This is a genomic window from Butyricimonas faecihominis, assembly GCF_033096445.1.
GTDB classification, from domain to species: Bacteria; Bacteroidota; Bacteroidia; order Bacteroidales; family Marinifilaceae; genus Butyricimonas; species Butyricimonas faecihominis.
Genome location: NZ_AP028155.1, coordinates 2560013 through 2585129, shown reverse-complemented (window position 1 = coordinate 2585129; position 25117 = coordinate 2560013). Strand labels below are relative to the sequence as shown.

General features: G+C 43.0%; 22 protein-coding genes and 1 tRNA gene. 18 read left to right on the top strand and 5 right to left on the bottom strand.

What is annotated here, in order from left to right:
- Positions 1 to 209 precede the first annotated feature (209 nt).
- Both R8806_RS10705 and R8806_RS10700 read right to left on the bottom strand, forming a co-directional pair.
- On the bottom strand, positions 210 to 497 hold the full coding sequence (locus R8806_RS10705; protein ID WP_124317605.1) for a cell division protein ZapA: 288 nt from the start codon (positions 495 to 497) through the stop codon (positions 210 to 212).
- 2 nt (positions 498 to 499) lie between these two features.
- Entirely contained in the window at positions 500 to 790 is a 291-nt protein-coding gene (locus tag R8806_RS10700) for a hypothetical protein (protein WP_087420795.1), read from the bottom strand.
- 88 nt (positions 791 to 878) lie between these two features.
- On the opposite strand from R8806_RS10700, the gene R8806_RS10695 reads away from it, so the two are divergent.
- Together R8806_RS10695 and R8806_RS10690 are read left to right on the top strand one after the other, a co-directional pair.
- Positions 879 to 2552, top strand: coding sequence for a M23 family metallopeptidase (locus R8806_RS10695; RefSeq protein ID WP_124317604.1), 1674 nt, complete (start codon positions 879 to 881; stop codon positions 2550 to 2552).
- Positions 2553 to 2560: 8 nt separating this feature from the next.
- The gene (locus R8806_RS10690; protein ID WP_124318352.1) at positions 2561 to 2836 is read left to right on the top strand and encodes a tetratricopeptide repeat protein; all 276 of its coding nucleotides are present in this window, start codon (positions 2561 to 2563) and stop codon (positions 2834 to 2836) included.
- 439 nt (positions 2837 to 3275) lie between these two features.
- Here R8806_RS10690 and R8806_RS10685 read toward each other — a convergent pair whose 3' ends face one another.
- Positions 3276 to 3602, bottom strand: a complete 327-nt coding sequence (locus R8806_RS10685) for a DNA-directed RNA polymerase subunit alpha C-terminal domain-containing protein (protein ID WP_124318353.1) — start codon at positions 3600 to 3602, stop codon at positions 3276 to 3278.
- Positions 3603 to 4542: 940 nt separating this feature from the next.
- On the opposite strand from R8806_RS10685, the gene rpsU reads away from it, so the two are divergent.
- The 14 genes from rpsU (at position 4543) to R8806_RS10615 (ending at position 19095) form a co-directional block, all read left to right on the top strand.
- Positions 4543 to 4734 carry a 30S ribosomal protein S21 gene (gene rpsU, locus R8806_RS10680; protein ID WP_027200801.1) on the top strand — a complete coding sequence of 64 codons (192 nt, stop codon included), beginning with the start codon at positions 4543 to 4545 and terminating at the stop codon, positions 4732 to 4734.
- Positions 4735 to 4800: 66 nt separating this feature from the next.
- Positions 4801 to 5712, top strand: coding sequence for a tyrosine-type recombinase/integrase (locus tag R8806_RS10675; protein WP_151411503.1), 912 nt, complete (start codon positions 4801 to 4803; stop codon positions 5710 to 5712).
- Positions 5713 to 5730: 18 nt separating this feature from the next.
- Positions 5731 to 6027: a ribosome hibernation-promoting factor, HPF/YfiA family gene (gene hpf / locus R8806_RS10670; RefSeq protein ID WP_027200803.1), complete on the top strand. Its 297-nt coding sequence runs from the start codon at positions 5731 to 5733 to the stop codon at positions 6025 to 6027.
- Between the two features lie 172 nt (positions 6028 to 6199).
- Complete coding sequence (gene tuf / locus R8806_RS10665; protein WP_151411504.1) at positions 6200 to 7387, top strand: elongation factor Tu; 1188 nt, start codon at positions 6200 to 6202, stop codon at positions 7385 to 7387.
- 89 nt (positions 7388 to 7476) lie between these two features.
- A tRNA-Trp gene (locus tag R8806_RS10660) sits at positions 7477 to 7549 on the top strand.
- Positions 7550 to 7568: 19 nt separating this feature from the next.
- Positions 7569 to 7760, top strand: coding sequence for a preprotein translocase subunit SecE (gene secE / locus R8806_RS10655; RefSeq protein WP_027200805.1), 192 nt, complete (start codon positions 7569 to 7571; stop codon positions 7758 to 7760).
- A gap of 18 nt (positions 7761 to 7778) precedes the next feature.
- A complete protein-coding gene (gene nusG, locus R8806_RS10650; RefSeq protein WP_087420801.1) occupies positions 7779 to 8327 on the top strand; it encodes a transcription termination/antitermination protein NusG in 549 nt (182 codons plus the stop codon).
- 23 nt (positions 8328 to 8350) lie between these two features.
- Positions 8351 to 8788, top strand: coding sequence for a 50S ribosomal protein L11 (gene rplK, locus R8806_RS10645; protein ID WP_027200807.1), 438 nt, complete (start codon positions 8351 to 8353; stop codon positions 8786 to 8788).
- A gap of 24 nt (positions 8789 to 8812) precedes the next feature.
- Positions 8813 to 9508, top strand: coding sequence for a 50S ribosomal protein L1 (rplA, locus tag R8806_RS10640; RefSeq protein ID WP_027200808.1), 696 nt, complete (start codon positions 8813 to 8815; stop codon positions 9506 to 9508).
- 29 nt (positions 9509 to 9537) lie between these two features.
- Positions 9538 to 10056: a 50S ribosomal protein L10 gene (gene rplJ / locus R8806_RS10635; RefSeq protein WP_124316710.1), complete on the top strand. Its 519-nt coding sequence runs from the start codon at positions 9538 to 9540 to the stop codon at positions 10054 to 10056.
- 42 nt (positions 10057 to 10098) lie between these two features.
- Positions 10099 to 10476 carry a 50S ribosomal protein L7/L12 gene (rplL, locus tag R8806_RS10630; RefSeq protein WP_124316711.1) on the top strand — a complete coding sequence of 126 codons (378 nt, stop codon included), beginning with the start codon at positions 10099 to 10101 and terminating at the stop codon, positions 10474 to 10476.
- A 93-nt stretch (positions 10477 to 10569) separates the two neighbouring features.
- Positions 10570 to 14382: a DNA-directed RNA polymerase subunit beta gene (rpoB, locus tag R8806_RS10625; protein ID WP_124316712.1), complete on the top strand. Its 3813-nt coding sequence runs from the start codon at positions 10570 to 10572 to the stop codon at positions 14380 to 14382.
- Positions 14383 to 14472: 90 nt separating this feature from the next.
- Complete coding sequence (gene rpoC / locus R8806_RS10620) at positions 14473 to 18717, top strand: DNA-directed RNA polymerase subunit beta' (protein WP_124316713.1); 4245 nt, start codon at positions 14473 to 14475, stop codon at positions 18715 to 18717.
- A 63-nt stretch (positions 18718 to 18780) separates the two neighbouring features.
- Positions 18781 to 19095: a DUF3467 domain-containing protein gene (locus R8806_RS10615; protein ID WP_124316714.1), complete on the top strand. Its 315-nt coding sequence runs from the start codon at positions 18781 to 18783 to the stop codon at positions 19093 to 19095.
- Between the two features lie 77 nt (positions 19096 to 19172).
- On the opposite strand, the gene corA is transcribed toward R8806_RS10615, so the two are convergent.
- Positions 19173 to 20234 (bottom strand): magnesium/cobalt transporter CorA, encoded by a 1062-nt coding sequence (gene corA, locus R8806_RS10610; protein WP_124316715.1) that lies wholly within the window; start codon positions 20232 to 20234, stop codon positions 19173 to 19175.
- Positions 20235 to 20273: 39 nt separating this feature from the next.
- On the bottom strand, positions 20274 to 21812 hold the full coding sequence (locus tag R8806_RS10605; protein WP_206513579.1) for a mechanosensitive ion channel family protein: 1539 nt from the start codon (positions 21810 to 21812) through the stop codon (positions 20274 to 20276).
- 394 nt (positions 21813 to 22206) lie between these two features.
- Between R8806_RS10605 and R8806_RS10600 the strand changes: the two genes are divergently transcribed.
- The gene (locus R8806_RS10600) at positions 22207 to 24051 is read left to right on the top strand and encodes a 2-oxoacid:acceptor oxidoreductase subunit alpha (protein WP_124315988.1); all 1845 of its coding nucleotides are present in this window, start codon (positions 22207 to 22209) and stop codon (positions 24049 to 24051) included.
- A gap of 2 nt (positions 24052 to 24053) precedes the next feature.
- Positions 24054 to 25070, top strand: coding sequence for a 2-oxoacid:ferredoxin oxidoreductase subunit beta (locus tag R8806_RS10595; protein WP_124315987.1), 1017 nt, complete (start codon positions 24054 to 24056; stop codon positions 25068 to 25070).
- Positions 25071 to 25117: the final 47 nt, after the last annotated feature.

Genomic DNA, 25117 nt, shown 5'->3' with positions numbered 1-25117 from the left:
CGCATCATTTCTTCTTTAAAAAACCCCTGTTAGACACGGGTAGAGCTGCCGTCAGATTCAAACTTCCACCGTCCCGAAGGAACCCCGAAGGGTTGAGGCCTGTCTTTGGCTAACTAAGCTTCACTCTAATTGGTTAAGTGTTGAGTTTTCCAGTTAAATACGAAATAATGCGGGTATATCTATTTCCTTTTCAAAGAACTCTTTCTTTTTTACTCTTTCACAACTTCATCGAGCCTGCTATTAATCTTCTTCACCTCGTCCAATACCGGCTCCACGTCGTTTCGCCTTTCAGCCTCCAGCATCTTTACCGTGAATTGTAACGCAGTAACAGCTAGAAAATCAACGGGATCAGCAGTTGCGTACTTTTCCCTATATTTTGCAATCTTACTATTAATCAGCTGTGCAGCTTTTCTGATCTCCTCTTCTTCCTCTCTCTCTATGGTCAGAACGCAGGGCCTACCGGCTATATTTAGCGTAATAGTAAGTTTATCATTCATATTTAATTATTCAAAAGAGCAATACATTTATCAATCTCCCGCACAAGTTGGCTTATTCTATTTTTGGCCTCGGAACTTCCCTCTCCGGTCGAGATAGCGGCAGCCACCTTCAATGTCTTGATTTCTTCATGTAATTTCATGTTCTCACTTTTCATTCGCTCGATTTGAATCCTGAGTTCTTTCATCTCTGAATCCATCTCTCTGTTTTTGTCCAGTGAGGATATATATAGTTTTATCAGTCGTTCAACTTTTGTGTTTAGCTCGTTAATAACGGCATCTTGTTTTGCTGTCATAACATAATCTTTACACCACAAAGATAGAATAATTTCTTTTAAATATCAATAGTGTTATTAATTTTGCGATGGATTTAATGGTTTTTTTATGACAAACAAGATAATGTGGAGGGGGATTGGAGCATTGTTGTTGATGTTACTTCTTTTATCATCAAATGTTTGCGCACAAACAGACACGTTGCTTTACCCGTTGAAAAATGTTCCGCTATTGAGTGGAAATTTCGGAGAATTGAGAGCGACACACCTGCACTCCGGGCTGGATTTTAAAACCGGAGGGCGGGAAGGTCTACCGGTGATTTGCGTGAAAGACGGTGTCGTGGCACGTGTAAAGGTGTCTGCCACGGGGTACGGGAATGCCCTGTACTTGGAACACGAGGGGGGAATAACCACGGTGTATGGTCATTTAAGCCGTTTTGTACCCCGAATTGCGAAAGTCGTGAGAAATATACAATATAATAAGGAGTCATTCGAGGTGGACGAGAATATGTCGGGCTATGAACTCCGTTTTCGTGCGGGTGACACGATTGCTTATAGTGGGAATACCGGCTCTTCGGGTGGTCCTCATTTGCATTTCGAGGTGCGTGACACGAAAAGCGAGCGTGCTTTAAATCCTTTACGTTTTCTTTCGGTGAAGGATCAAACGGGACCGAGCGTGCGAGGGGTTTACGTGTATCCGATTTCAAACGAGGGGGTGCGGAATGCAACTCGTCGGGTGGAAGTGAAAAACACGGGTAACCGGGTGTTCCGGGGAGGAAAGGTCGGGGTACCCGCCGGGATGGTCGGGATCGGGATACAATCTGATGACTATATGAAAGATTCTTGGAACAAGTTGGGCGTGTATGACTTGAGCGTGAGTGCTAACGGACAGGAGGTCTTTAAAATGACCATGAACGAGCTTTCTTTTGACGAGACGTTTTTGGTTAACGAGTTGAAGGATTTTCATCATTACAGGGAAAACCGTTTGGTTTACTTGACTTTCGGGAACTATCAGGAGCAATTGTTGTCCGTTCGTAATCAGAACGGGGGATTTATCCCGGTTGAGAAAGATAGCGTGGTGGATGTTACAGTTGATTTATCGGACATTAATGGGAATCGTTCCAGTATCATGTTCCAGTTATGGGGTAAATCTCCCTCGCGGGAATTGGTATTGACGGACGAGGAAAAATTATTGATGAATCATCAAAACGATAGCTTGAAACAAGGAATATATACCCTGTGGTTGGAGGCGGATGCTTTATCCTATCCGATCGTGTGCAAGCCGGAGGTGTCTTCCCGCTTGAGAGATAGTGTCGAGACGATCGAGGTGTTTTCTACCGGGAAACAAATATACCCGTTGATGAAAAATGCCCGGTTGGTGGTTGGCGGGAAGTTCCCGGAAAAGTCCGTGATCTGTTTGCTGGAGAAAAGTAATCGTTTTGCTGCCTTGAAGACCCGATGGACGAAAGAGGGGCTTGAGGCATTTCCCCGGGTGTTGGGTGAATACACGGTTCGTCAGGACACGATTGCCCCGGTTGTTCTTTACACGGGGAGGGCCGGGCAGAAGATCCGGTTCAAGATGGTTGATGATTTGTCGGGCATCTCTTCTTATCGGGTTGAGGTAAATGGAAAATGGTGTTTGTTCACGTATGACGCGAAAAATCGCCTGCTGGAAGGTAACATAAATGAACCCGTTTTCGTGAAAGGAAAAAACAGGCTTGTCTTGAAGGTGGAGGATGCCGTGAAAAATATTGCTACCTTTGAGACGGATATTTATAAAAAGTAGAAATAACAATGAATATAGAAGAAGCAAAACAACTGGCAAAACAAGGCGATCGGGAAGGTGCAATTGCCATGCTCCGGCAAATGTTGGAACAGAATGAAGGAGAACGGGAACTCGTGCTGCTGGAACTGGGAGTGGTGTATAATGCCATGGGGGAGACAACGCAAGCGATAAACCATCTGAATGAGGTGATGCGTATAAATCCCGAAAATACAAAGGCGAAGGCTTATTTGGATATGATTAACGGAATTTTGAATTATTATTGTAAGGATTTGCTGAATCCCTGATTTATCACCGTAATTCTCTTGAAGTACCGGAGTAATAATCTTGCGTGATTCTTTCATCCAGCTCTTCACTTCGTTGCTCGCTTATTGGGAATGGGTTATGAAAGGGCGATGGAAGGGAGTTGGAAGGGCGTGAGGAGATTATTACTTTGGTAAAAGTCTGGTATTACACTGTCTTTAAACTATGTCAATCTATGCTTCTCTTGATTGTTTGCTGATAGTTCATTTAGACCACGGAGCATTCATCCTGCATTCTTCTTGCATTCATCTTCGATAAAATTGATTTTTGAGACGATTGTATTTGTAATTTGAGTGTGTGGTGTAGTATATTAGCTATCTGGAAAAATAGACTTGTTGGGCAGGTAAGGAAAGCGAAGTCTATGAGAAGGGGGGGCAGCGGCGAGCGAGTTCCCTCTCCCATCTTGTGATGGTATAGATTGGATTAATCCTCTTCTTCTTGTGCCAATTTTATTCCTACTGCGTTTAGCTTCGCTTCAATCTCGTTTGCTGATACACGCCCGCAGGAGCGTAAGTTTTGTATTTCGTATTTGGTGTATTTTGTTATGTCTTTCACTGTTTTTATCTCTGCCATCAATAAAACACTCATAGCCCTTGTGCTAAATCCAAACTCCCGAATGTTTGTTGCCAGTATTTGTTCTATTGTTTTGGCTTGTTTCTCCTTTTTGGTTGCGTATCCTTCCAATTCTGCAATTATTTCTTTAGCCTCGTTTAGAATCTTGATAAGTCTGTTGATTTTATCCTTTTCCATGATGTTGTGTATTTATTGGATGCAAAGATAATTTATTTGTGGTGAAAAATATCCTTGATAGCTTTATTTTTGCCTTGTAATTTGAATTAGTGAAAGTTGAGAATAAAGATTATGGTTATATAATTGATCCAGCTTTCACTGTTATTATAAAGTAATAAGTGAAGATTGTACTATTTTGTCGAAAACTTGAAAAATAGTTTAGTGCTTTTTTGTTTATGAGATAATTATTTATCATCTTTGCGCTAACAGAACGCAACACGTTCGGTTTTTATTGATAGCGTGCAATTATGCACTGTGAACGGAAACTAGCAACTTCTATATAGAGCACGGTGATTGCAACGCCTTCGTACTCGATTACGTATAGTAATATATATAGTCGGGTCGAGGCTTGCTTTTCGTCTCTATAGGTTTGCTAGACCTCCGTTACGAAGAGCAGCCCGGTCCGATTTTTAAATCTTCCGGATTGCTAAAATATAGCGCCGGATTTTTTTAATTCCGGTGCTAACAAGAAAGCAGCCGGAAACGCACAGGGGAGCCACGTTCATCTTCTCACGTTAGTAGTTTGAATCCCACCCGGCTGTTTCCTTTAAAAATAGAATTGATAGGTTGGATACTTAACGGCGAGAGAATCTGTTAACTCCTTCTCGTTTTAAGTCCATCCCTGAAACCGCCTCTTTTCCTTGAGGCGGTTTCATTTCTTCCCGCTTGTACTTCAGAACGCTAAAAACGAAATTTTATTTTTATATCTCGATTAATTGATTTATCTTTGCGCCCAGTTTTCGAATTGTTAAATATGAACTTCAATCCGCTTGAAAGGGGGTGGTCAATTATTTTTGAGATAGTAAAAAATATACATATATTTAATTAGTAAGCAGCACATTATGGTGTTGCCGGATTTTTTTATTATAAAATAAGTATTCATTTTTTTAAATTATAAATCATGATAATTGTACCATTAAAAGAAGGCGAAAATATCGAGAGAGCACTGAAGAAATTCAAAAGAAAATTCGAAAAAACCGGCGTGATTAAAGAGCTGAGAGATCGTCAGGCTTTCACCAAACCGTCTATTAGAAATAGAATGGCCCGGATGAAGGCCGCCTATCGTCAATCTTTGCAACAAGCGGAAGAATAAATCGATCACTTTCTTTGTTTTTCCAAACAAAAAACGTAACTTGCTTACGTTATTAAAATAGTAGAAATGATGCAGATAGAATTGTTCTTGAAGTATTTGAGTAGCGTGAAACGTTATTCGGAAAATACGATCATCGCGTATAAGGCGGATTTGTATCAGTTCTACGAATTTTGTGGATTGGAAAGGAGTAATGAGGATTTTTCTCGAGTGACGACCAAGCTCGTCAGAGAATGGGTCGTGGCAGAGATGAGGGGAGACCTGAGGGGTAACGGTGCCAGAGGAAAGTTAAGTGCCGCTTCCGGTAAGCGTAAGTTGAGCAGTGTAAAGGCGTTTTTTCGTTTCCTAGTAAAAGAGAAAGTGATAGAGGTGAATCCCGCCGAGAATATCAGCGGGCCGAAATTGCCGAAACGATTACCGGTTTTCGTGAGGGAAGAGGAGATGGAATGTACGCTGGATGACGCGGAAAAAAAGAAAGGTTTTTCCGGATTGAGAGATTTCTTGATCTTGTTGATGGCTTATGATACGGGAATGAGGCGTTCTGAAATTATTGGATTAAAGGTGGGGAATGTTGATCTTTCACGGCGTTGTATTCGTGTTTTCGGGAAAGGTGGAAAATGGCGAGAAATCCCAATCATGACCGAGTTGGTGCAGGACATCGAATGTTATTTGGATGCCCGGAGCCGCGTGGTGGAAGGGGAGCATGGCATGTTTTTCGTGACCGATAAGGGAAAGCCGCTTTACGCTAATTTCGTTTATCGTTTGGTGACGAAAGAACTGGAATCACATACTTCTTTAGCAAAACGCAGCCCGCACGTGTTGCGACATTCTTTTGCCACGCACCTGTTGGATAACGGTGCGCCGATTCAAGGAATTAAAGAATTGCTGGGGCATTCCAACTTGGCAGCTACTCAGGTGTACACTCATAATTCTGTGGAGAAAATGTTGAAGATTTTTAAACAAGCTCACCCGCGAGCATAAATTATAGGAGGAAACGATATGGACATTAGAATTAATCCTGTAGGTTTTTCAGTAAATCCAGTGCTGGAGGAGTTCATTAACAAGAAGTTCTCGAAATTGGAGAAGTATCACGACGGAATTATGAGTATAGATGTTACGTTGAAATTGGAAAAAGACGATCATCTGGAAAATAAGTTAACCGAGGTGCATGTTGATGTCAAAGGGCAAGACGTGTTCGCTAAAAAGAACGCGAAAACTTTTGAAGAAACAGTGGACGAGTTGTACGATGTATTGAAGAGACAACTTGTTAAAGCGAAAGAAAAAAGAGAAAATTAAGAAAAATGATCTCATTTATTGTGAGATATGATTTTTAATTTGTACATTTGCAAGCCAAATTAAATGGGTTTTCTCGCACTTGTCTGGGTAATTTCCAGGTAAACAGCGAGTTGCTTGCATGAAATTGAGTTATTGAGATAAATTGTTTAATAATAAAAATTGTTTTAGAGTTATGGCTAAAGAACATTTTGACAGGTCCAAACCACACGTAAATATTGGTACTATCGGTCACGTTGACCACGGTAAAACTACTTTGACGGCTGCTATCACTACGGTATTGGCAAAAAAAGGTCTTTCTGAATTACGTTCATTCGATTCTATCGATAACGCACCGGAAGAAAAAGAGAGAGGTATCACCATTAACACTTCTCACGTTGAATACCAGACTGCAAATCGTCACTATGCACACGTTGACTGTCCGGGACACGCCGACTATGTAAAGAACATGGTAACTGGTGCTGCTCAGATGGACGGTGCTATCTTAGTTTGTGCCGCTACTGATGGTCCGATGCCTCAGACTCGTGAGCACATCCTTTTGGCTCGTCAGGTAAACGTTCCGAGAATCGTTGTATTCTTGAACAAGGTGGATATGGTGGACGACCCGGAAATGTTGGAGTTGGTTGAGATGGAAGTTCGTGAGTTGTTATCATTCTATCAATATGACGGAGATAATACTCCGGTTATCTTAGGTTCTGCTCTTGGAGCATTGAACGGAGAAGCAAAATGGGAAGAGAAAGTAATGGAGTTGATGGATGCAGTTGACAACTGGATTGAGTTGCCGCAACGTGCCGTTGATAAACCGTTCTTGATGCCTGTTGAGGACGTGTTCTCTATCACTGGTCGTGGAACTGTTGCTACCGGTCGTATCGAAACTGGTATCGTTCACACGGGTGATGAGTTGGAAATTATCGGTTTGGGTGCTGATGGTAAGAAAACCGTATGTACCGGAGTTGAGATGTTCCGTAAGATTCTTGACGAAGGTCAAGCTGGTGATAACGTTGGTTTGTTACTTCGTGGTATCGACAAAGACGAGATCAAACGTGGTATGGTATTGGCAAAACCGGGTTCTGTTAAACCGCACGATAAATTCAAAGCTGAGGTTTATATCTTGAAGAAAGAAGAAGGTGGTCGTCACACTCCGTTCCACAACAGATACAGACCTCAATTCTATATCCGTACCTTGGACGTTACCGGTGAGATCACTCTTCCGGAAGGACGCGAGATGGTAATGCCTGGTGATAACTTGACAATCACTGTTGAGTTGATCACTCCGGTTGCTTGTAACGTAGGTTTGCGTTTCGCTATCCGTGAAGGTGGTAGAACCGTAGGTGCTGGTCAGATCACTGAGATCTTAGACTAATACAATTTTAGATTTAATGATTTTAGATTGTAGATTCGCAATTAAAATTTGAAATTTAAAATAATGAGCCGGCTTCGGTCGGCTTACACACGGGAGTGGCTCAGTTGGTAGAGCATCGGTCTCCAAAACCGAGGGTCGGGAGTTCGAACCTCTCCTCCCGTGCAAATTAAATATAGAACAAATGAAGATTAAAAGTTATATATCAGATGTTTATAACGAGCTGGTGAATAAAGTAACTTGGCCCACGTGGTCTGAGCTCCAGAGTAGTGCAACAATTGTGATGATTGCTTCCGTTATCATAGCGTTGTGCATTTTTGCAATGGATTTTTCGTTCAGACATATCGTGACCGGTATATATAATTTGTTTTACTAAAAATCTTGGAGGTCTAACATGGCTGAAATGAAAAAAAGATGGTATGTACTTCGGACCATTGGAGGAAAAGAGAAGAAGGTAAAGGAGTACATCGAGAACGAAATCGCCAGTTTAGGGCTTCAGGATTACGTTTCACAGGTTTTAGTACCTGCAGAGAAGGTGTATCAGGTGCGTAACGGGAAAAAGTATAGCAGTGAGCGAAATCTTTATCCGGGTTACGTGTTGATCGAGGCCGCACTCGTTGGAGAAATCCCTCACATACTTCGTGACATCACGAATGTGATCGGCTTCCTGGGGGAAACCAAAGGAGGAGACCCTGTACCGATGCGTCAAGCAGAGGTAAACCGGATCTTGGGTACTGTAGATGAACTTGCGGAACAACCAGAAGAAATAAGTATCCCTTATTTCGTTGGCGAGTCAGTTAAAGTGACTGACGGACCGTTTAATGGTTTTACCGGTGTGATAGAGGAGGTGAATACGGACAAGAAACGCTTGAAGGTAATTGTCAAGATTTTCGGACGGAAAACACCACTTGAATTAAGTTTCATGCAGGTAGAAAAAGAATAACAATTATTTGATTAAAAACAATCATGGCAAAACAAGTTGAAGCTATTATCAAGCTGCAAATTAAAGCCGGAGCTGCTAATCCTTCGCCTCCAGTAGGACCGGCGTTAGGTTCTAAGGGAGTCAATATCATGGACTTCTGTAAGCAATTTAACGCTAGAACTCAAGAGCAGGCAGGAAAGATCATCCCGGTAATTATACAGGTGTATGGTGATAAATCGTTTGATTTTATTACAAAACAACCTCCTGTTGCTATTCAACTTTTGGAAGTTGCTAAAATCAAATCCGGTTCCGCAGAGCCTAATCGTAAGAAAGTGGCCTCTATCACTTGGGATCAAGTGAGAGCAATCGCTACGGACAAGATGAAAGATTTGAACGCTTTTGAAATTGAGAAAGCAATGAGTATGGTAGCTGGTACCGCCAGAAGTATGGGTATAACCGTAACCGGTGACAGACCTTTTTAATGAACTTGTAACACTTCAAACGTAATGAGTAAACTGACAAAAAATAAGAAGTTAGCTTTAGCGAAGATCGAAGGTGGAAAAGTATATTCTATCGACGAGGCCGCACAGCTTGTGAAGGAAATCACTTTCACGAAGTTTGATGCGTCAGTTGACATGGACGTTCGACTGGGTGTAGACCCGCGTAAAGCCAATCAAATGGTGCGCGGTGTATGTACTTTACCTCATGGAACCGGTAAACAAGTAAGAGTTTTGGTTTTGTGTACGCCTGATAAGGTGGAAGAAGCTAAGGCTGCCGGAGCCGATTACGTTGGATTGGATGAATATATCGAAAAATTGAAAGGCGGCTGGACCGACATCGATATTATCATCACGATGCCTTCTGTAATGGGTAAAGTAGGTGCTCTTGGTAGAATTTTGGGTCCTCGTGGATTGATGCCAAACCCGAAGAGTGGTACTGTAACCCCGGAAATCGGGAAAGCAGTAACCGAGGTGAAGGCTGGTAAGATCGACTTTAAAGTTGACAAATTCGGTATTATTCACGCTTCTATTGGTAAAGTTACATTCGAGCCGAACAAGATTATGGAGAACGCTAGAGAATTCTTGAACGTGATCAATAAATTGAAACCGGCTGCCGCTAAAGGTACTTATATCAAGAGCGTGTATCTGTCAAGTACGATGAGTCCCGGTATTCAAGTAGACCAAAAGACTTTACTTGATTAATGTAGTAATCTAAAAAGGACTTCAGTAGTATGAAAAAAGAAGATAAAAAAGTCGTAATAGAAACCTTGACGGAGCAAGTGAATTCTTACAAGCACTTGTATGTTAGTGACATTTCCGGTCTTGACGCTGTAGACACTCAGGCTTTGCGTCGGGCTTGCTTTGATGCTAACATCAAACTGGTGCAAGTGAAGAACACATTGTTGAAAAAGGCTTTGGAAAACGCTACCAACAACTACGAGGAAATTTTTTCTGCGTTGAAAGGCGATAGCGCAATCATGTTGTGCGACACCGGAAACGGTCCTGCAAAACTGATTAAAGAATTCCGTAAGACTAAAGACAAACCGGTATTCAAGGCCGCATTCGTAGAAGAATGTGCTTATGTTGGCGAGGATCAGCTTGAATCGTTGATCAGTATCAAGTCTAAAGAGGAGTTGCTTGCAGACATTATCGCAATGTTGCAGGCTCCGATGCAGAATGTTATTTCCGCATTGCAATCCGGACAAAATACTATCGCTGGTGTTGTTAAAACACTTTCTGAAAAAGAATAATTTTTATAGTTTAGTAAACAAACAATTTTAAATAGTATAGAAATGGCAGATTTGAAAAAACTTGCAGAAGAGCTAGTAAACCTTACCGTAAAAGACGTAAAAGAATTAGCTGATATTTTAAAAGAAGAGTACGGAATCGAACCTGCAGCAGCTGCTGTAGCTGTTGCTGCTCCTGCAGCTGGTGGTGCTGCTGCCGCTGAAGCAGAGCAAACAGAATTCGATGTAATTCTTAAGTCAGCTGGTGCTGCTAAATTAGCTGTTGTTAAGTTAGTGAAAGAATTGACCGGTCTTGGATTGAAAGAGGCTAAAGAAATAGTTGACAAGGCTCCGGCTCCATTGAAAGAAAAAGTTTCTAAAGAAGAGGCTAACACGCTGAAGACTCAATTAGAAGAGGCAGGAGCTGAAGTTGAACTTAAATAAAATAAAACCGGTTGGTTTTTCCAGGTTTAGAGTCTCATGTGGACTCTAAACCATTTTGTTGTTATGATTGTTTAGGTTCAAAAAAAATAATAGATGTCTTCATATAATTCAAACAATAGAATAAGCTTTGCATCGATAAAGAATCAGTTGGAATACCCTGATTTTCTTGAAGTGCAATTAAAGTCTTTCAAGGACTTTTTTCAATTAGGTACCACGCCTGAGAACAGAAAGAATGAAGGCCTTTACACGGTTTTCAAGGAGAATTTTCCTATTACTGATACTCGGAACAACTTTGTTTTGGAATTTTTGGACTATTTTATAGATCCGCCTCGCTACACGATCGAGGAGTGTCTGGGTCAGGGATTGACTTATGGCGCACCCTTGAAGGCGAAATTGAAGTTGTACTGTACAGATCCGGAACATGAAGATTTTGATACCGTTATCGAGGATGTATATTTAGGAAATGTTCCTTACATGACCCCGAAAGGTACTTTCGTGATCAATGGAGCAGAGCGAGTGGTCGTTTCTCAGTTACACAGGTCTCCCGGTGTTTTCTTCGGGCAGAGTATTCATGCGAATGGTACGAAGCTTTATTCCGCTAGAATTATTCCGTTCAAGGGTTCCTGGATCGAGTTTGCCACGGACATCAATAACGTGATGTACGCGTATATCGACCGGAAGAAAAAATTGCCGGTAACCACTCTTTTACGAGCTATCGGTTTTGAAACGGATAAGGATATTCTTGAAATATTTGGTCTGGCTGATGAAGTGAATGTTTCCCGTACGGGGTTGAAGAAAGTCGTTGGCAGACGGTTGGCTGCTCGTGTTTTGAAATCTTGGATTGAAGATTTCGTTGATGAAGATACCGGTGAAGTTGTTTCTATCGAGCGTAACGAGATTATCGTTGACCGTGAAACAGTGCTGGAGCCTGAGCATATTGATGCGATTGTCGAGTCAGGTGCGAAGACGATCCTTCTTCACAAGGAGATGCAAAATCTGGCAGATTATGCCATTATATATAACACGTTACAAAAAGACCCCTGTAACTCGGAGAAAGAGGCCGTATTACATATTTACAGGCAGTTGCGTAGTTCGGAGCCGCCTGACGAGGCTACTGCCCGCGATGTGATCGACAAGTTGTTCTTCTCTGATAAACGTTACGATTTGGGTGACGTGGGACGTTACAAGTTAAACAAGAAATTGGGACTTGCAACAGATCCGGATATCCGTGTTTTGACGAAAGAGGATATTATCGAGATCATCAAATATTTGATTCGTTTATTGAACGCTAAGACCGACGTGGACGATATTGACCACTTGAGTAATCGTCGTGTACGTACTGTCGGCGAACAATTATATAATCAATTCGGCGTGGGATTGGCCCGTATGGCCCGTACGATTCGTGAAAGAATGAACGTGCGTGACAACGAGGTATTCACCCCGGTTGATTTGATCAACTCGAAGATTTTGTCTTCCGTGATCAACTCGTTCTTCGGAACGAATGCGTTATCTCAGTTCATGGATCAGACGAATCCATTGGCCGAGATCACTCACAAGAGACGTATGTCGGCCTTGGGTCCCGGAGGTCTTTCCAGAGATCGTGCCGGATTCGAGGTGCGTGACGTACACTATACTCACTATGGTCGTTTGTGTCCGATCGAGACGCCGGAGGGACCGAATATCGGTTTGATTTCTTCTCTTTGCGTGTACGCTAAGATCAACGATCTAGGATTTATCGAAACTCCTTACCGTAAGGTGAATAATGGTATCGTGGATCTTTCCGAGGAAGGGGTACGCTACTATTCGGCAGAGGAAGAGGAGGAGTTGGTAATTGCTCAGGCAAGTTCTGCTATCGATGAAGATGGCAAGTTTACGAATAAATGGGTAAAAGCCAGAAAAGATGCGGACTTCCCGTTGGCAGCCGGAGAGGATGTCGATTTGATCGATGTTGCCCCGAATCAGATTGCATCTATCGCGGCGTCTTTGATCCCGTTCTTGGAGCATGATGATGCCAACCGAGCGTTGATGGGATCGAACATGATGCGTCAGGCAGTTCCGATTATTTCCCCGCAATCCCCGATCGTGGGAACCGGTTTGGAGGCTAATCTGATTAAGGATTCCAGAACGCAGGTTGTCGCAGAGGGACCGGGAGTGATCTCTTTTGTTGACGGACGCAAGATTGTTGTTAAATATGACCGTACGGAGGAAGAGGCTTTTGTAAGCTTTGAACCTGATACGAAAGAATATTACCTGCCGAAATACCAACGTACAAACCAGAGTACGACGATCACGTTGAAACCGATTGTGAGAAAAGGTCAACGTGTGGAAGAAGGTCAGATATTGACGGAAGGATACTCTTCAGAAAAGGGAGAATTGGCACTCGGACGGAACTTGAAAGTGGCATTCATGCCGTGGAAAGGATACAACTACGAGGATGCTATCGTGATCTCCGAGAATATCGTGCGGAATGATGTCTTTACATCTGTTCACGTGGACGAGTATTCTCTGGAAGTTCGTGAAACGAAACGTGGATTGGAAGAGTTGACGGCTGATATTCCGAACGTAAGTGAGGAGGCCACGAAGGATTTGGATGAAAACGGAATCATTCGCGTGGGGGCTCGTGTTCAACCGGGAGATATCCTGATTGGTAAGATTACCCCGAAAGGAGAGTCCGATCCTAGTCCGGAGGAAAAATTGTTGAGAGCAATCTTCGGTGATAAAGCCGGTGATGTGAAAGATGCTTCATTGAAAGCTTCTCCTTCATTGAAAGGTGTTATTATTGATAAGAAGTTGTTCCAACGTACGGTAAGTGATCGGAAAACGAAAGCTGCCGGTAAGAACATTTTGGCCGAACTGGATGAACAATTCCAACGTAAAGTCGGAGATTTGACTACTTTATTGATCGACAAATTATTCGAGTTGGTAAATGGTAAGACTTCGCAAGGCGTGAAGAATTACTTGAACGAGGATATTGTTCCGAAGGGAGTGAAGTTCTCTTACAAGATGTTGCAGAACATGGACTTCTTGCAAATCAACCCGAACAAATGGACGACCGATAAGCAGAGAAACGATATGATTCGTGACTTGTTGCATAATTATATCATCAAGTACAAGGAGATCGAAGGTCAGATTAAACGTAAGAAGTATAACGCTACCGTCGGTGACGAGCTTCCTTCTGGAATTATCAAGATGGCTAAGGTTTACGTGGCTAAGAAACGTAAATTGCAAATCGGTGATAAGATGGCAGGACGTCACGGTAACAAGGGTATTGTATCCCGCGTAGTAAGGGTAGAGGATATGCCGTTCTTGTCCGACGGAACTCCGGTTGATATTTGTTTGAACCCGCTGGGTGTACCTTCCCGTATGAACTTGGGACAGGTATTCGAAACCGTGTTGGGTTGGGCCGGAAAGAATTTGGGATTGAAGTTTGCAACTCCTATTTTCGATGGAGCCTCTTTGGACGATATCAACAAATACACGGACGAGGCAGGTGTGCCTAGATTCGGAACCACCTATCTGTATGACGGGGGAACGGGAGAACGTTTCGACCAGCCGGCAACCGTGGGCGTGATCTATATGCTGAAACTGGGACACATGGTTGATGACAAGATGCACGCTCGTTCTATCGGACCTTACTCGTTGATCACGCAGCAACCTCTTGGAGGTAAGGCTCAGTTCGGAGGTCAGCGTTTCGGAGAGATGGAGGTTTGGGCTCTTGAGGCTTTCGGAGCATCACACATCTTGCAGGAAATCTTGACCGTGAAGTCTGACGACGTGATGGGTAGAACCAAAACTTACGAGCATATCGTGAAAGGTGAACCTCTTCCGACACCCGGAATTCCGGAATCATTCAACGTATTGTTGCATGAACTTCGCGGGTTGGGATTGAGCGTTAATCTTATATAATGGAAAATTGAAAATGGAAAATTGAAAATGGAGAACCGGAAGAATTAATTTTCAATTCTCAATTTTCAATTTTCAATTAACAGATAAAATATGGCCTTCAGAAAAGACAATAAAGTAAAAAATTTTACTAAGATCGCTATTGGATTGGCTTCCCCGGAAGAAATTCTGGAACGGTCCAGTGGTGCTGTATTAAAACCGGAGACGATTAACTATCGTACTTACAAACCCGAACGCGACGGTTTGTTCTGCGAACGTATCTTCGGTCCGGTGAAGGATTACGAATGTCATTGCGGTAAATATAAACGTATTCGATACAAGGGTATCGTTTGTGACCGTTGTGGTGTTGAGGTTACGGAGAAGAAGGTTAGACGTGAGCGTATGGGACATATCCAGTTGGTGGTTCCGGTGGCTCATATCTGGTATTTCAAGTCGTTGCCAAATAAAATCGGTTACTTGTTAGGGTTACCTTCCAAGAAACTGGATACCGTTATTTACTACGAGAGATACGTGGTTGTAAACCCGGGTATCATGGGGGATTCCGGTATCAAAACAATGGATTTCCTGACGGAAGAAGAGTATTTGGATATTCTGGATAAACTTCCAACAGATAATCAATATTTGGATGATGATGATCCAAACAAGTTCATTGCAAAGATGGGTGCGGAAGCTATTTCCATGTTGTTGGAACGTCTGAACTTGGATGATCTTTCATACGATTTAAGAAATAAAGCAAATACGGAGACTTCTCAACAGAGAAAGAACGAGGCGTTGAAACGTCTTCAGGTCGTAGAGGCTTTCCGTGAAAGTAAAGAAATTAATAAGCCGGAATGGATGATCGTGAAGGTGTTGTCTGTGATACCGCCTGAATTGCGTCCGTTGGTTCCGTTGGACGGAGGTCGTTTTGCTACTTCCGATTTGAATGATTTGTACAGACGGGTGATTATCCGTAATAATCGTTTGAAGAGATTGATCGAGATCAAGGCTCCGGATGTAATCTTGCGTAATGAAAAACGTATGTTACAGGAGGCCGTAGATTCGTTGTTCGATAACTCTCGTAAATCCAATGCGGTTAAGATTGAAAATAACAGACCATTAAAGTCTCTTTCCGACAGTTTGAAAGGTAAACAAGGACGTTTCCGTCAGAACTTGTTGGGTAAGCGTGTTGACTACTCTGCACGTTCGGTAATCGTTGTAGGTCCGGACTTGAAGATGCACGAGTGTGGTCTTCCGAAAGACATGGCGGCTGAATTGTATATGCCGTTTATTATCCGTAAACTGATCGAGCGCGGTATCGTGAAGACGGTGAAGAGTGCCAAGAAGATCGTGGATCGTCGTGATCCGATCGTTTGGGATATTCTTGAAAACGTGTTGAAAGGTCATCCGGTATTGTTAAACCGAGCCCCGACCCTGCACCGTTTGGGTATTCAGGCATTCCAGCCGAAATTGATCGAGGGTAAAGCAATCCGTTTGCACCCGTTAGCTTGTACCGGATTCAACGCTGACTTCGACGGTGACCAGATGGCTGTACACTTGCCATTAGGTAACGAAGCTGTATTGGAAGCTCAGATTTTAATGTTGTGTTCTCATAACATTTTGAACCCGGCTAACGGTGCGCCTATCACGGTGCCTTCTCAGGATATGGTGCTCGGTTTGTACTATATCACGAAACCGAGGAAGGGTGTGAGGGGTGAAGGCTTGAAGTTCTATTCTCCGGAGGAAGTGATTATCGCTTTCAACGAGAGAGCCGTAGACTTGCATGCTGAAATCGAGGTGAAGATTGATAACGTGGACAAGGACGGTCAACCGATTAGGCATATGATCAAAACAACGGTTGGTCGTGTGATTTTGAACCAGTTCACCCCGAAAAACTATCCTTATATCAATACGTTGATTACGAAAAAAGCGTTGCGTGACATTATCGGTGACGTGTTCAAACGTTGCGGTGTGGACGTGACGGCTAAATTCTTGGATGATATTAAGGATTTGGGTTATCGTAAGGCATTTGAGGGAGGTTTGTCTTTCAACTTGGGAGACGTTATCGTTCCGGAGAACAAACAAGATTTGTTACAAGAAGGATATGACCAGGTTGAAGAGGTAATGGCGAACTATAACATGGGATTCATTACCAATAATGAAAGATATAACCAGATTATTGATATTTGGACACACGTGAACGCGAACTTGACCGCCACGTTGATGAAACAATTGGCAGCGGATGACCAAGGATTCAATTCTATCTACATGATGTTGGATTCCGGAGCCCGTGGATCTCGTGAGCAGATTCGTCAGTTGGGAGGTATGCGTGGATTGATGGCAAAACCGCAGAAATCAGGTGCTACCGGGGGACAGATTATCGAGAACCCGATCTTGGCAAACTTTAAAGAGGGACTTTCGGTGTTGGAGTACTTTATTTCAACCCACGGTGCCCGTAAGGGTTTGGCCGATACCGCGTTGAAGACTGCAGATGCCGGATATTTGACTCGTCGTTTGGTTGACGTGGCTAACGATATCACGATTACCGAGGAAGATTGCGGTACGTTGAGAGGTATTACCATTTCGGCTATCAAGAATAACGAAGAGATCGTGTCTTCTTTGTCAGAGAGAATTTTAGGACGTGTTTCCGTGCATGATATTTATCATCCGAATACGGGTGAATTGATCGTGGCCTCTGGAGATGAGATCACGGAGGTAGTTGCCGATATTATCGAGAACTCCCCGATCGAGCGTGTTGAAGTTCGTTCTGTATTGACTTGCGAGGCGAAGAAGGGCGTTTGTGCTAAATGTTACGGACGTAACTTGGCTACCAGCCGTATGGTTGAGAAAGGTGAGGCTGTCGGGGTTATCGCTGCACAGTCTATCGGTGAGCCGGGTACTCAGTTGACATTGAGAACCTTCCACGTGGGAGGTACTGCGGGAAATATTTCCAGCGAAAACTCTTTGAAGGCGAAGTATGATGGTTACGTTGAGTATGAAGAATTACGTTCTGTTGAGTACACGCAAGATAACGGAACGACCTGTGACGTGGTTGTAGGACGTTTGACGGAGTTGCGTATATTGGATAAGAACACGAATATTATATTGATTTCTCACGCTATCCCTTACGGTGCTAAGTTGTTCGTGAAGGATGGACAGGAGATCAGCAAGGGTGAATTGCTTTGTGAATGGGACCCGTTCAATGCTTTGATCATTACCGAATTCTCCGGTACGGTTGGGTTGGAAAACTTGATCGAGGGTGAAACCTATAAGGAAGAATCCGATGAAACCACCGGATTTAGGGAGATGATCATTATTGAGTTCCGTGACAAGATGAAAGCGCCTGCTTTGTGTATCAATGATGCAGAAGGAAACACGGTGAAGAGTTACAACTTGCCGGTAGGCGCCCACATTGTCGTGAAGGAAGGAGCTGAGGTTGTTGCCGGTAGTACCATTGCCAAGATTCCGAGAGCTGTTGGTAAAGCAGGCGATATCACGGGAGGTCTTCCGCGTGTTACCGAGTTGTTCGAGGCTCGTAACCCGTCGAATCCGGCCGTTGTATCGGAAATTGACGGTGAGGTAACTTACGGTAAGATCAAACGCGGTAATCGTGAAATTATCGTGACATCAAAAGCCGGAGAGGTAAAGAAATATCTGGTTTCTTTGTCTAAACAAATTTTGGTGCAGGAGAACGATTATGTACGTGCAGGTACCCCGTTATCTGACGGTGCAATTACCCCGACTGATATTTTGAATATCGAGGGACCGATCAAGGTTCAGGAGTATATCGTGAACGAGGTACAGGATGTATACCGGATGCAGGGTGTGAAGATCAATGATAAGCATTTCGAGATCATTGTACACCAGATGATGCGTAAGGTATTGATCCAAGATGCCGGAGATACGAGATTCTTAGAGAATCAGGTGGTGGATAAGAGTGAGTTCATGGAAGAAAACGATGCAATCTACGGAAAGAAAGTGGTACTGGAAGCCGGGGATTCGGATCGGGTGAAACCGGGACAGATTATCTCTGTACGTATGTTGAGAGATATTAACTCACAATTGAAACGTAGAGACTTGAAGGTGGTAGAGGCTAGAGATGCTGTGCCCGCAACTTCAGCTCAGGTATTACAGGGTATTACCCGTGCTGCATTGCAGACGGCAAGCTTTATTTCTGCCGCATCATTCCAAGAAACCACGAAAGTATTGAATGAAGCTGCAATTTACGGTAAAGTCGATCCATTGGAAGGATTGAAAGAAAACGTGATTTGCGGTCACTTGATACCGGTGGGTACAGGTATGAAAGAATTTAGAAGTCTGATTGTAGGTTCTAAGGCGGATCTCGAAAGGATGGAAAAATAAAAATAGATAGAGGCGCCGCAAGGCGCCTTTATTGTTTGTATAAACTATTAACCAAGGACTATTATGGAAGAGAAAAAACAACAATGTGATATTGAATTAGATCGGGATGTTGCACAGGGAACTTATTCGAATCTGTCAATTATTTCTCATTCTTCCTCCGAGTTTATTATTGATTTTATCCGTATTATGCCGGGGATGCCTAAGGCTGAAGTGAAAAGCCGTATTATTTTGACCCCGGAACACGCAAAACGCTTGTTACTGGCATTACAGGATAATGTTCGGAGATTTGAGATTGATTACGGGAAGATTAATTTACCGGAAGGCGGCCCTATTGCACCCATGTTCCCGATGGATTTGGAACCGCAGGGACAAGCTTGATAATTTTAGATTTGATGATTTTAGATTTTAGATTGTGTGATAAAAATCTAAAATCTAAAATTTGAAATCTGAAATTATTAGAGCCACTTTTTTCTTTTGAAGTAAAGGAGCATGGTGATGGTGATGATGACCATGATGCCCCAGAGGATGAAGTAGGCGTAGTGGTGTTTTAATTCGGGGATATATTCGAAGTTCATTCCGTAGATTCCGGCGATAAAGGTGAGAGGGATGAAGATCGTGGAGAAGATGGTTAGTACTTTCATGACATCGTTTTGTCGATTCCCGATGTTGGTTTGGTAAAGATTGATTTGGTCGGATATCATGGAATAATATATCTCGATGGCTTCTTGAGCCTGTACAACCAGATCATCCAAGTCGTGTAAATACGTGTAGGTGTTTTGATTAATGAGGGGGGAGTCGCAATTGGTGAAGCGGGTGGTGACCTCTTTGAACGGGCGTACGTTTTTTCGGATGTATGAAAGTTCTGTCTTGTAATGATAAAGGTCCTCGATCACTTTGGCATCTGCCTCTAAAATGGTTTTACCGCGTTCTTCGATGGCGGCTCCTAATATTTCTAGGTTAATGATATAGTTGTCAACGAGGGTGTCCAGTAGGGCGTAACAGAGGTAATCCGTCCCGAAAGAGCGGATGCGGGTTTTGCCGTCGTATAGGCGTTTCTTCACGTCTTTAAAATAATCGGCATCTGTTTCTTGAATGGTAATCAGGTAGTGAGATCCGACAATAAAAGAGATTTGTTCCATGTGTACGATCCCGTCGTCCTTGCCGAAATAGAAGGACTTGGCAATGATATATAAATGGTCGGATTCTTCGCTGAACCGCGGACGTTGGTCCGTGTTTAGAATGTCTTCCAAAAATAGAGAAGATACATCGAAGGTCTTGCCCATATCGGCAATCAGTTTGGTATTTTGCAGGCCGGATATGTTGATCCAAGTCATGTGGTCGTTGGACACGATGTCAACAATGTTTTCCATCGTTTCGGGAAAGAACTCTTTCAGGCCTTCTGAAGTGTATTGAATAACCTGAATGGAGTTTTTTGTCATTTTTTGTTTGCCGATGAAGATCAAGGAGCCGGGTGCGGCTCCTTTTGATTTCGTTCGGTCTTTAAGAAAACGGGCCATGTGCGTGCGAATTGAAAGTTAAAAACTAAAAGATAAAAGTTATTTCGAGTCTGAGTCTGCCGGTTCTATTTTCAGTTTTATGGGGTTAGAACTATCTCCCCAAGTTAGCGTGCGATACGGGAAGGGGAATTCCACGTTCTTGGCATCAAATACTTTTTTCAGACGACGGCGATATTCCCGGCCAACGGCCCATTGTTGCATGGGTTTTGTCTTGATAACAAGGCGAATGACCACGGCACTATCGGCAAAGTCGTTTACCCCGCTGATGGCCACGGGTTCGAGCATCATTTCTTTGTAAACAGGGTCATTGAACATTTCGTCTCCGACTTGTTGCATGAGCATGACGGCATTATCCGTGTCTTCCTTGTAACCGATCCCGATTTGCAGAACAATGGCAGACCATTCTTTGGTCATGTTGGAGAGCGTGTCTATTTTCCCGTTTTGGAAAATGTGTACGGTGCCTGAACTATCCCGTAGAGTAACGGTTCTTAATTCAATTTTTTCAACTAGTCCTTCTGTTCCGTTAATTACCGCCCAGTCTCCGGTGCGTAGCTGATCTTCCAAGAGAATAAAGAAACCGGATATGAAATCCCGTACTAATTCTTGAGCCCCGAAACCGACTGCTAATCCGACAATTCCGGCACTGGCGAGGATGGGGGCGATGTTGATATTGAATTTTCCGAGTAAGATCAGTAGGAAGATCACCCAAAGAAAGATTCTTCCGATACCGTATATGATCCCCGTGAGCGTGTTAATTCGTTTTTCCGCCTCGTTGTTGTCAATGTTTTCAGTCTTATGGGCTTTATTGATGGCGAGCTTTTTCATTTTTCGGGTTGTGAATCGTAAGGCTCGGAGTAATGAAACGAATAAAATGACGAGAATAGCGATTGACGGGAGCTGGATGACACACCATGTAATTAGTTTTGTAAGCATTTCATTCCAGAATGCCGCTGTAAAGACGGCCGGAATATGTTGGGCTTCTTTCGTGTTCCAGAACACGACAATCCCATCTATTTGGGCGCTGTCAGGAATGTTTTTTTCGATGATCTGGTTTGTATTGTTATCCCACCAAGAATCATCCAGAGTTGCTTTGTTGATTAAGAAACTGGTGCTGACTTTCGGAACGGAAACGACGATCTCTCCCGAGGAAGGGAGATAGTTTATGTTGTGATAGGCATCCCGTATTTGTCCTAAATTGGAATTCAGCCCAATTCCTTCCGGGGTTTTGAATGAGGTGTCCCGAATGATGATGCGATTAATAAAAGAACTAGTGTCTCCGGCAACTTCCGGGGTGGCTATAAAAAGGAGTTTGCCGTTATTGTCATATACATTGTAATCATCAAATTCTTGATTGAAGAATCCACCTTTGTTTTTGATGAGCTTGATTTGTTTCGCAGGGAATATGGAGTACAGTTGATGAATATTTGTACCTCTGGTAATGGAGCCAACATGGGTAGAACTTATGGTGTAGGGATTTTGTGAATCATCCGGGATGCCCATCAACTCCGGGATGGATGATTTTTTCCCGCAACTTATCATCGTGAGTATCAGACAGAGTAGAATTAAATAGTTTTTCATGGTAAGTGTATTTTAAATAACTTTATAGCCGTGCAGGTGTTTACTTGATAAAATTATACAAAACTTATTATCTATACAATTTAAAGACTGATTTTGTTCCATATTGAAAGGAATTTTATCACCGGAATTTTCAAACGTAACAAAAAAGTAACCGAAAAACGACGGGAAAAGATTCGTTGTTTAGAATTGTTTTATTTTATTTGTGCTGAAAAATATGTTTTTTGGTATGCTCTGGCTTGATTGTCAAGGCAATATCTGAAAAGAAAAAAATACTGATACAAACTTGTTTAGATATTTCTATTGGCTACCTTTACGCATGTTTTACAACATAAAATTCGTGTGATATTATAGAATATAATTTATAATTTAATATTTAAGAACAAGTAACTAAGTCATGAGTGAAAAGACAGAAGTTATCGACAAAAAAGACATTGTAATTCGTTTCTCGGGAGATTCGGGAGATGGAATGCAATTGACCGGCCAGCAATTCTCGGATGCTGCTGCTTTATTTGGAAACGGTGTATCAACGTTTCCGGATTATCCTGCTGAAATACGCGCCCCGCAAGGTACGGTTGGTGGTGTTTCCGGGTTTCAAGTACATATTGGGAATGATCCCATTAAAACTCCGGGAGATTTTGCAGATGTGCTTGTGGCGATGAATCCTGCCGCTTTGAAGGCTAACTTGCGTTGGGCAAAAAAAGGTGCAACGATTATCGTGAACTTGGATGCATTTACCGACAAGAACATTGAAAAGGCCGGGTATAAAGAAAACCCGCTGGAAGATGTAGTCTTGCAAGATTATAACGTGGTCCCCGTGAAGATCACGACTTTAACGGAAGAGGCTTTGAAAGACAGTGGTCTGGATCAGAAGTCTATCGTTAAATGTAAGAATATGTTCGCTCTTGGTATGATTTACTGGATGTTCGACCGTACGGTGGATCACACGAGAGATTTTATTAACCAGAAATTTGCCAAGAAGCCGGAAATTGCAAGTGCTAACGTGAAAGTGTTGGAAAGTGGTTTCAATTATGCAGCTAATGTTCATGCTTTGGCTGTACACTTCAACGTGGCTCCCGCTCAGATCGAGAAAGGACGTTACCGGACGATTACCGGTAATAAGGCTACGGCATGGGGATTCTTGGCTGCTGCTGAAAAAGCGAATTTACCTTTGTTCTGCGGTTCTTATCCTATCACTCCGGCAACAGATATTTTACAAGAGTTGGCGTTGAGACGTGATTTGGGTGTGAAGACTTATCAGGCAGAGGACGAGATTGCCGGAATTTGTACTTCTATCGGTGCAAGTTACGTGGGTAATCTGGCTATCACGACGACTTCAGGTCCCGGTTTAGCATTGAAGAGCGAGGCTGCCGGTTTAGCCGTAATGGCGGAGTTACCATTGGTAATTGTTGACGTACAACGTGGTGGTCCTTCAACCGGTCTTCCCACGAAAACGGAACAATCCGACTTGTTGCAGGCTCTTTACGGACGTAATGGTGAAAGCCCTATGCCTGTTGTAGCTGCAAGTACCCCGGGTAACTGTTTCGACTATGCTTTCTGGGCTGCTAAAATAGCTGTAGAACATATGACTCCGGTTGTCCTGTTGACAGACGGGTTCTTGGGGAATGGCGCTCAACCGTGGAAGATTCCTTCATTGAAAGATTATCCTTCTATTACTCCGAGAGTGGCTAAAGAAGGTGATGATTATAAACCGTACGCTCGTGATCCGGAGACTTTGGCCAGAATGTGGGCTTTGCCGGGAACGAAAGGTTTGGAACACCGTATCGGTGGTTTGGAGAAGGTAAATGTAACGGGAGAGATTAGTTACGTGCCGGAAAACCACCAGATTATGACTGATTTGCGTGATGCTAAGGTGGCTAAAATTGCTGACAGCATTCCTCAACAGGAGATTTTCGGAAACCAAGACGGTGGCGATGTTCTTGTTGTTGGATGGGGTGGTACTTACGGTCACTTGTACTCGGTCGTTCGTGAATTGAGAGAAGAAGGTAAAGACGTGAGCTTGGCTCATTTCAACTTTATCAACCCGCTCCCGAAGAACACGGGTGAGGTTCTTGGTAAATTCAAGAAGATTATCGTTTGCGAGTTGAACTTGGGACAGTTTGCACAGTATTTGAGAGCTAAATTCCCGCATTACACGTATTATCAATATAACAAAGTAGCCGGATTACCTTTCACGGTAGTTGAGCTGAAAGAAAAAATAACCGAATTATTAGGAAAATAATCATGGCAGAACAATATACACCGAAAGATTTTAAGAGCAACCAAGAGATTCGTTGGTGTCCGGGTTGCGGTGACCATGGTATCATTAACTCCGTACAGAAAGCCATGGCTGAATTGGGGTACCCGAAAGAATCGTGGGCAGTTATTTCCGGAATCGGATGTTCTTCCCGTTTCCCCTATTACATGAATACTTATGGTTTTCATACGATTCATGGACGGGCTGCTGCTATCGCATCCGGAGCTAAAAGTGCTAATCCGAAATTGAATATCCTTCAAGTTTCCGGTGACGGAGATGCTTTGGCTATTGGTGGTAACCACTTTATTCATGCTATTCGTCGTAATATCGATATTACCACTTTGGTGTTCAATAACGAGATTTACGGGTTGACGAAAGGACAATATTCTCCGACCACGAAGTTGGGTACGAAAACTAAAACTTCTCCCTACGGAACAATCGAAACTCCGTTTAATCCGGGAGAGTTGGTAATCGGTGCGCAAGGAAGATTCTTCGCTCGTACGTTGGATATGAATATCAACTTGAGTGCAGAAGTTATCGAGGCCGGTGTGCGTCATAAAGGTACTGCTGTTGTGGAGATTCTTCAGAACTGCGTGATCTTTGCTGACGGGGTTCACTCTGCTATCACGGATAAAGAGATGAAGGAAGAGCGTCAATTAATCTTAAGACATGGCGAACCGATGGTTTTCGGAAAGAACAAGGACAAGGGTATCATGTTTGATATGAAGGCCGGTAAGTTGAAAGTTGTTGAGATTGGTAAGGATGGTATCACGTTGGATGATATTATGGTACATGATGCTCACAGCGAAAATCCTTCTATGCATTGGATGCTGGTACACATGAAAGCTCCGGAATATCCCGTGGCTTTAGGTGTGATCCGTGACGTGGAAGGTACGACTTATAATGATGCATTGGATGCCCAGATTGAGAACGTGAAGGCGAAGTCTTCTATCCGTTGTGTTGAAGATTTGTTGAACAGCGGAGACGTTTGGGAAGTAAAATAATGGTTTTTAATATGTAGAAAAGTCCGAGTTTAAAGCTCGGACTTTTT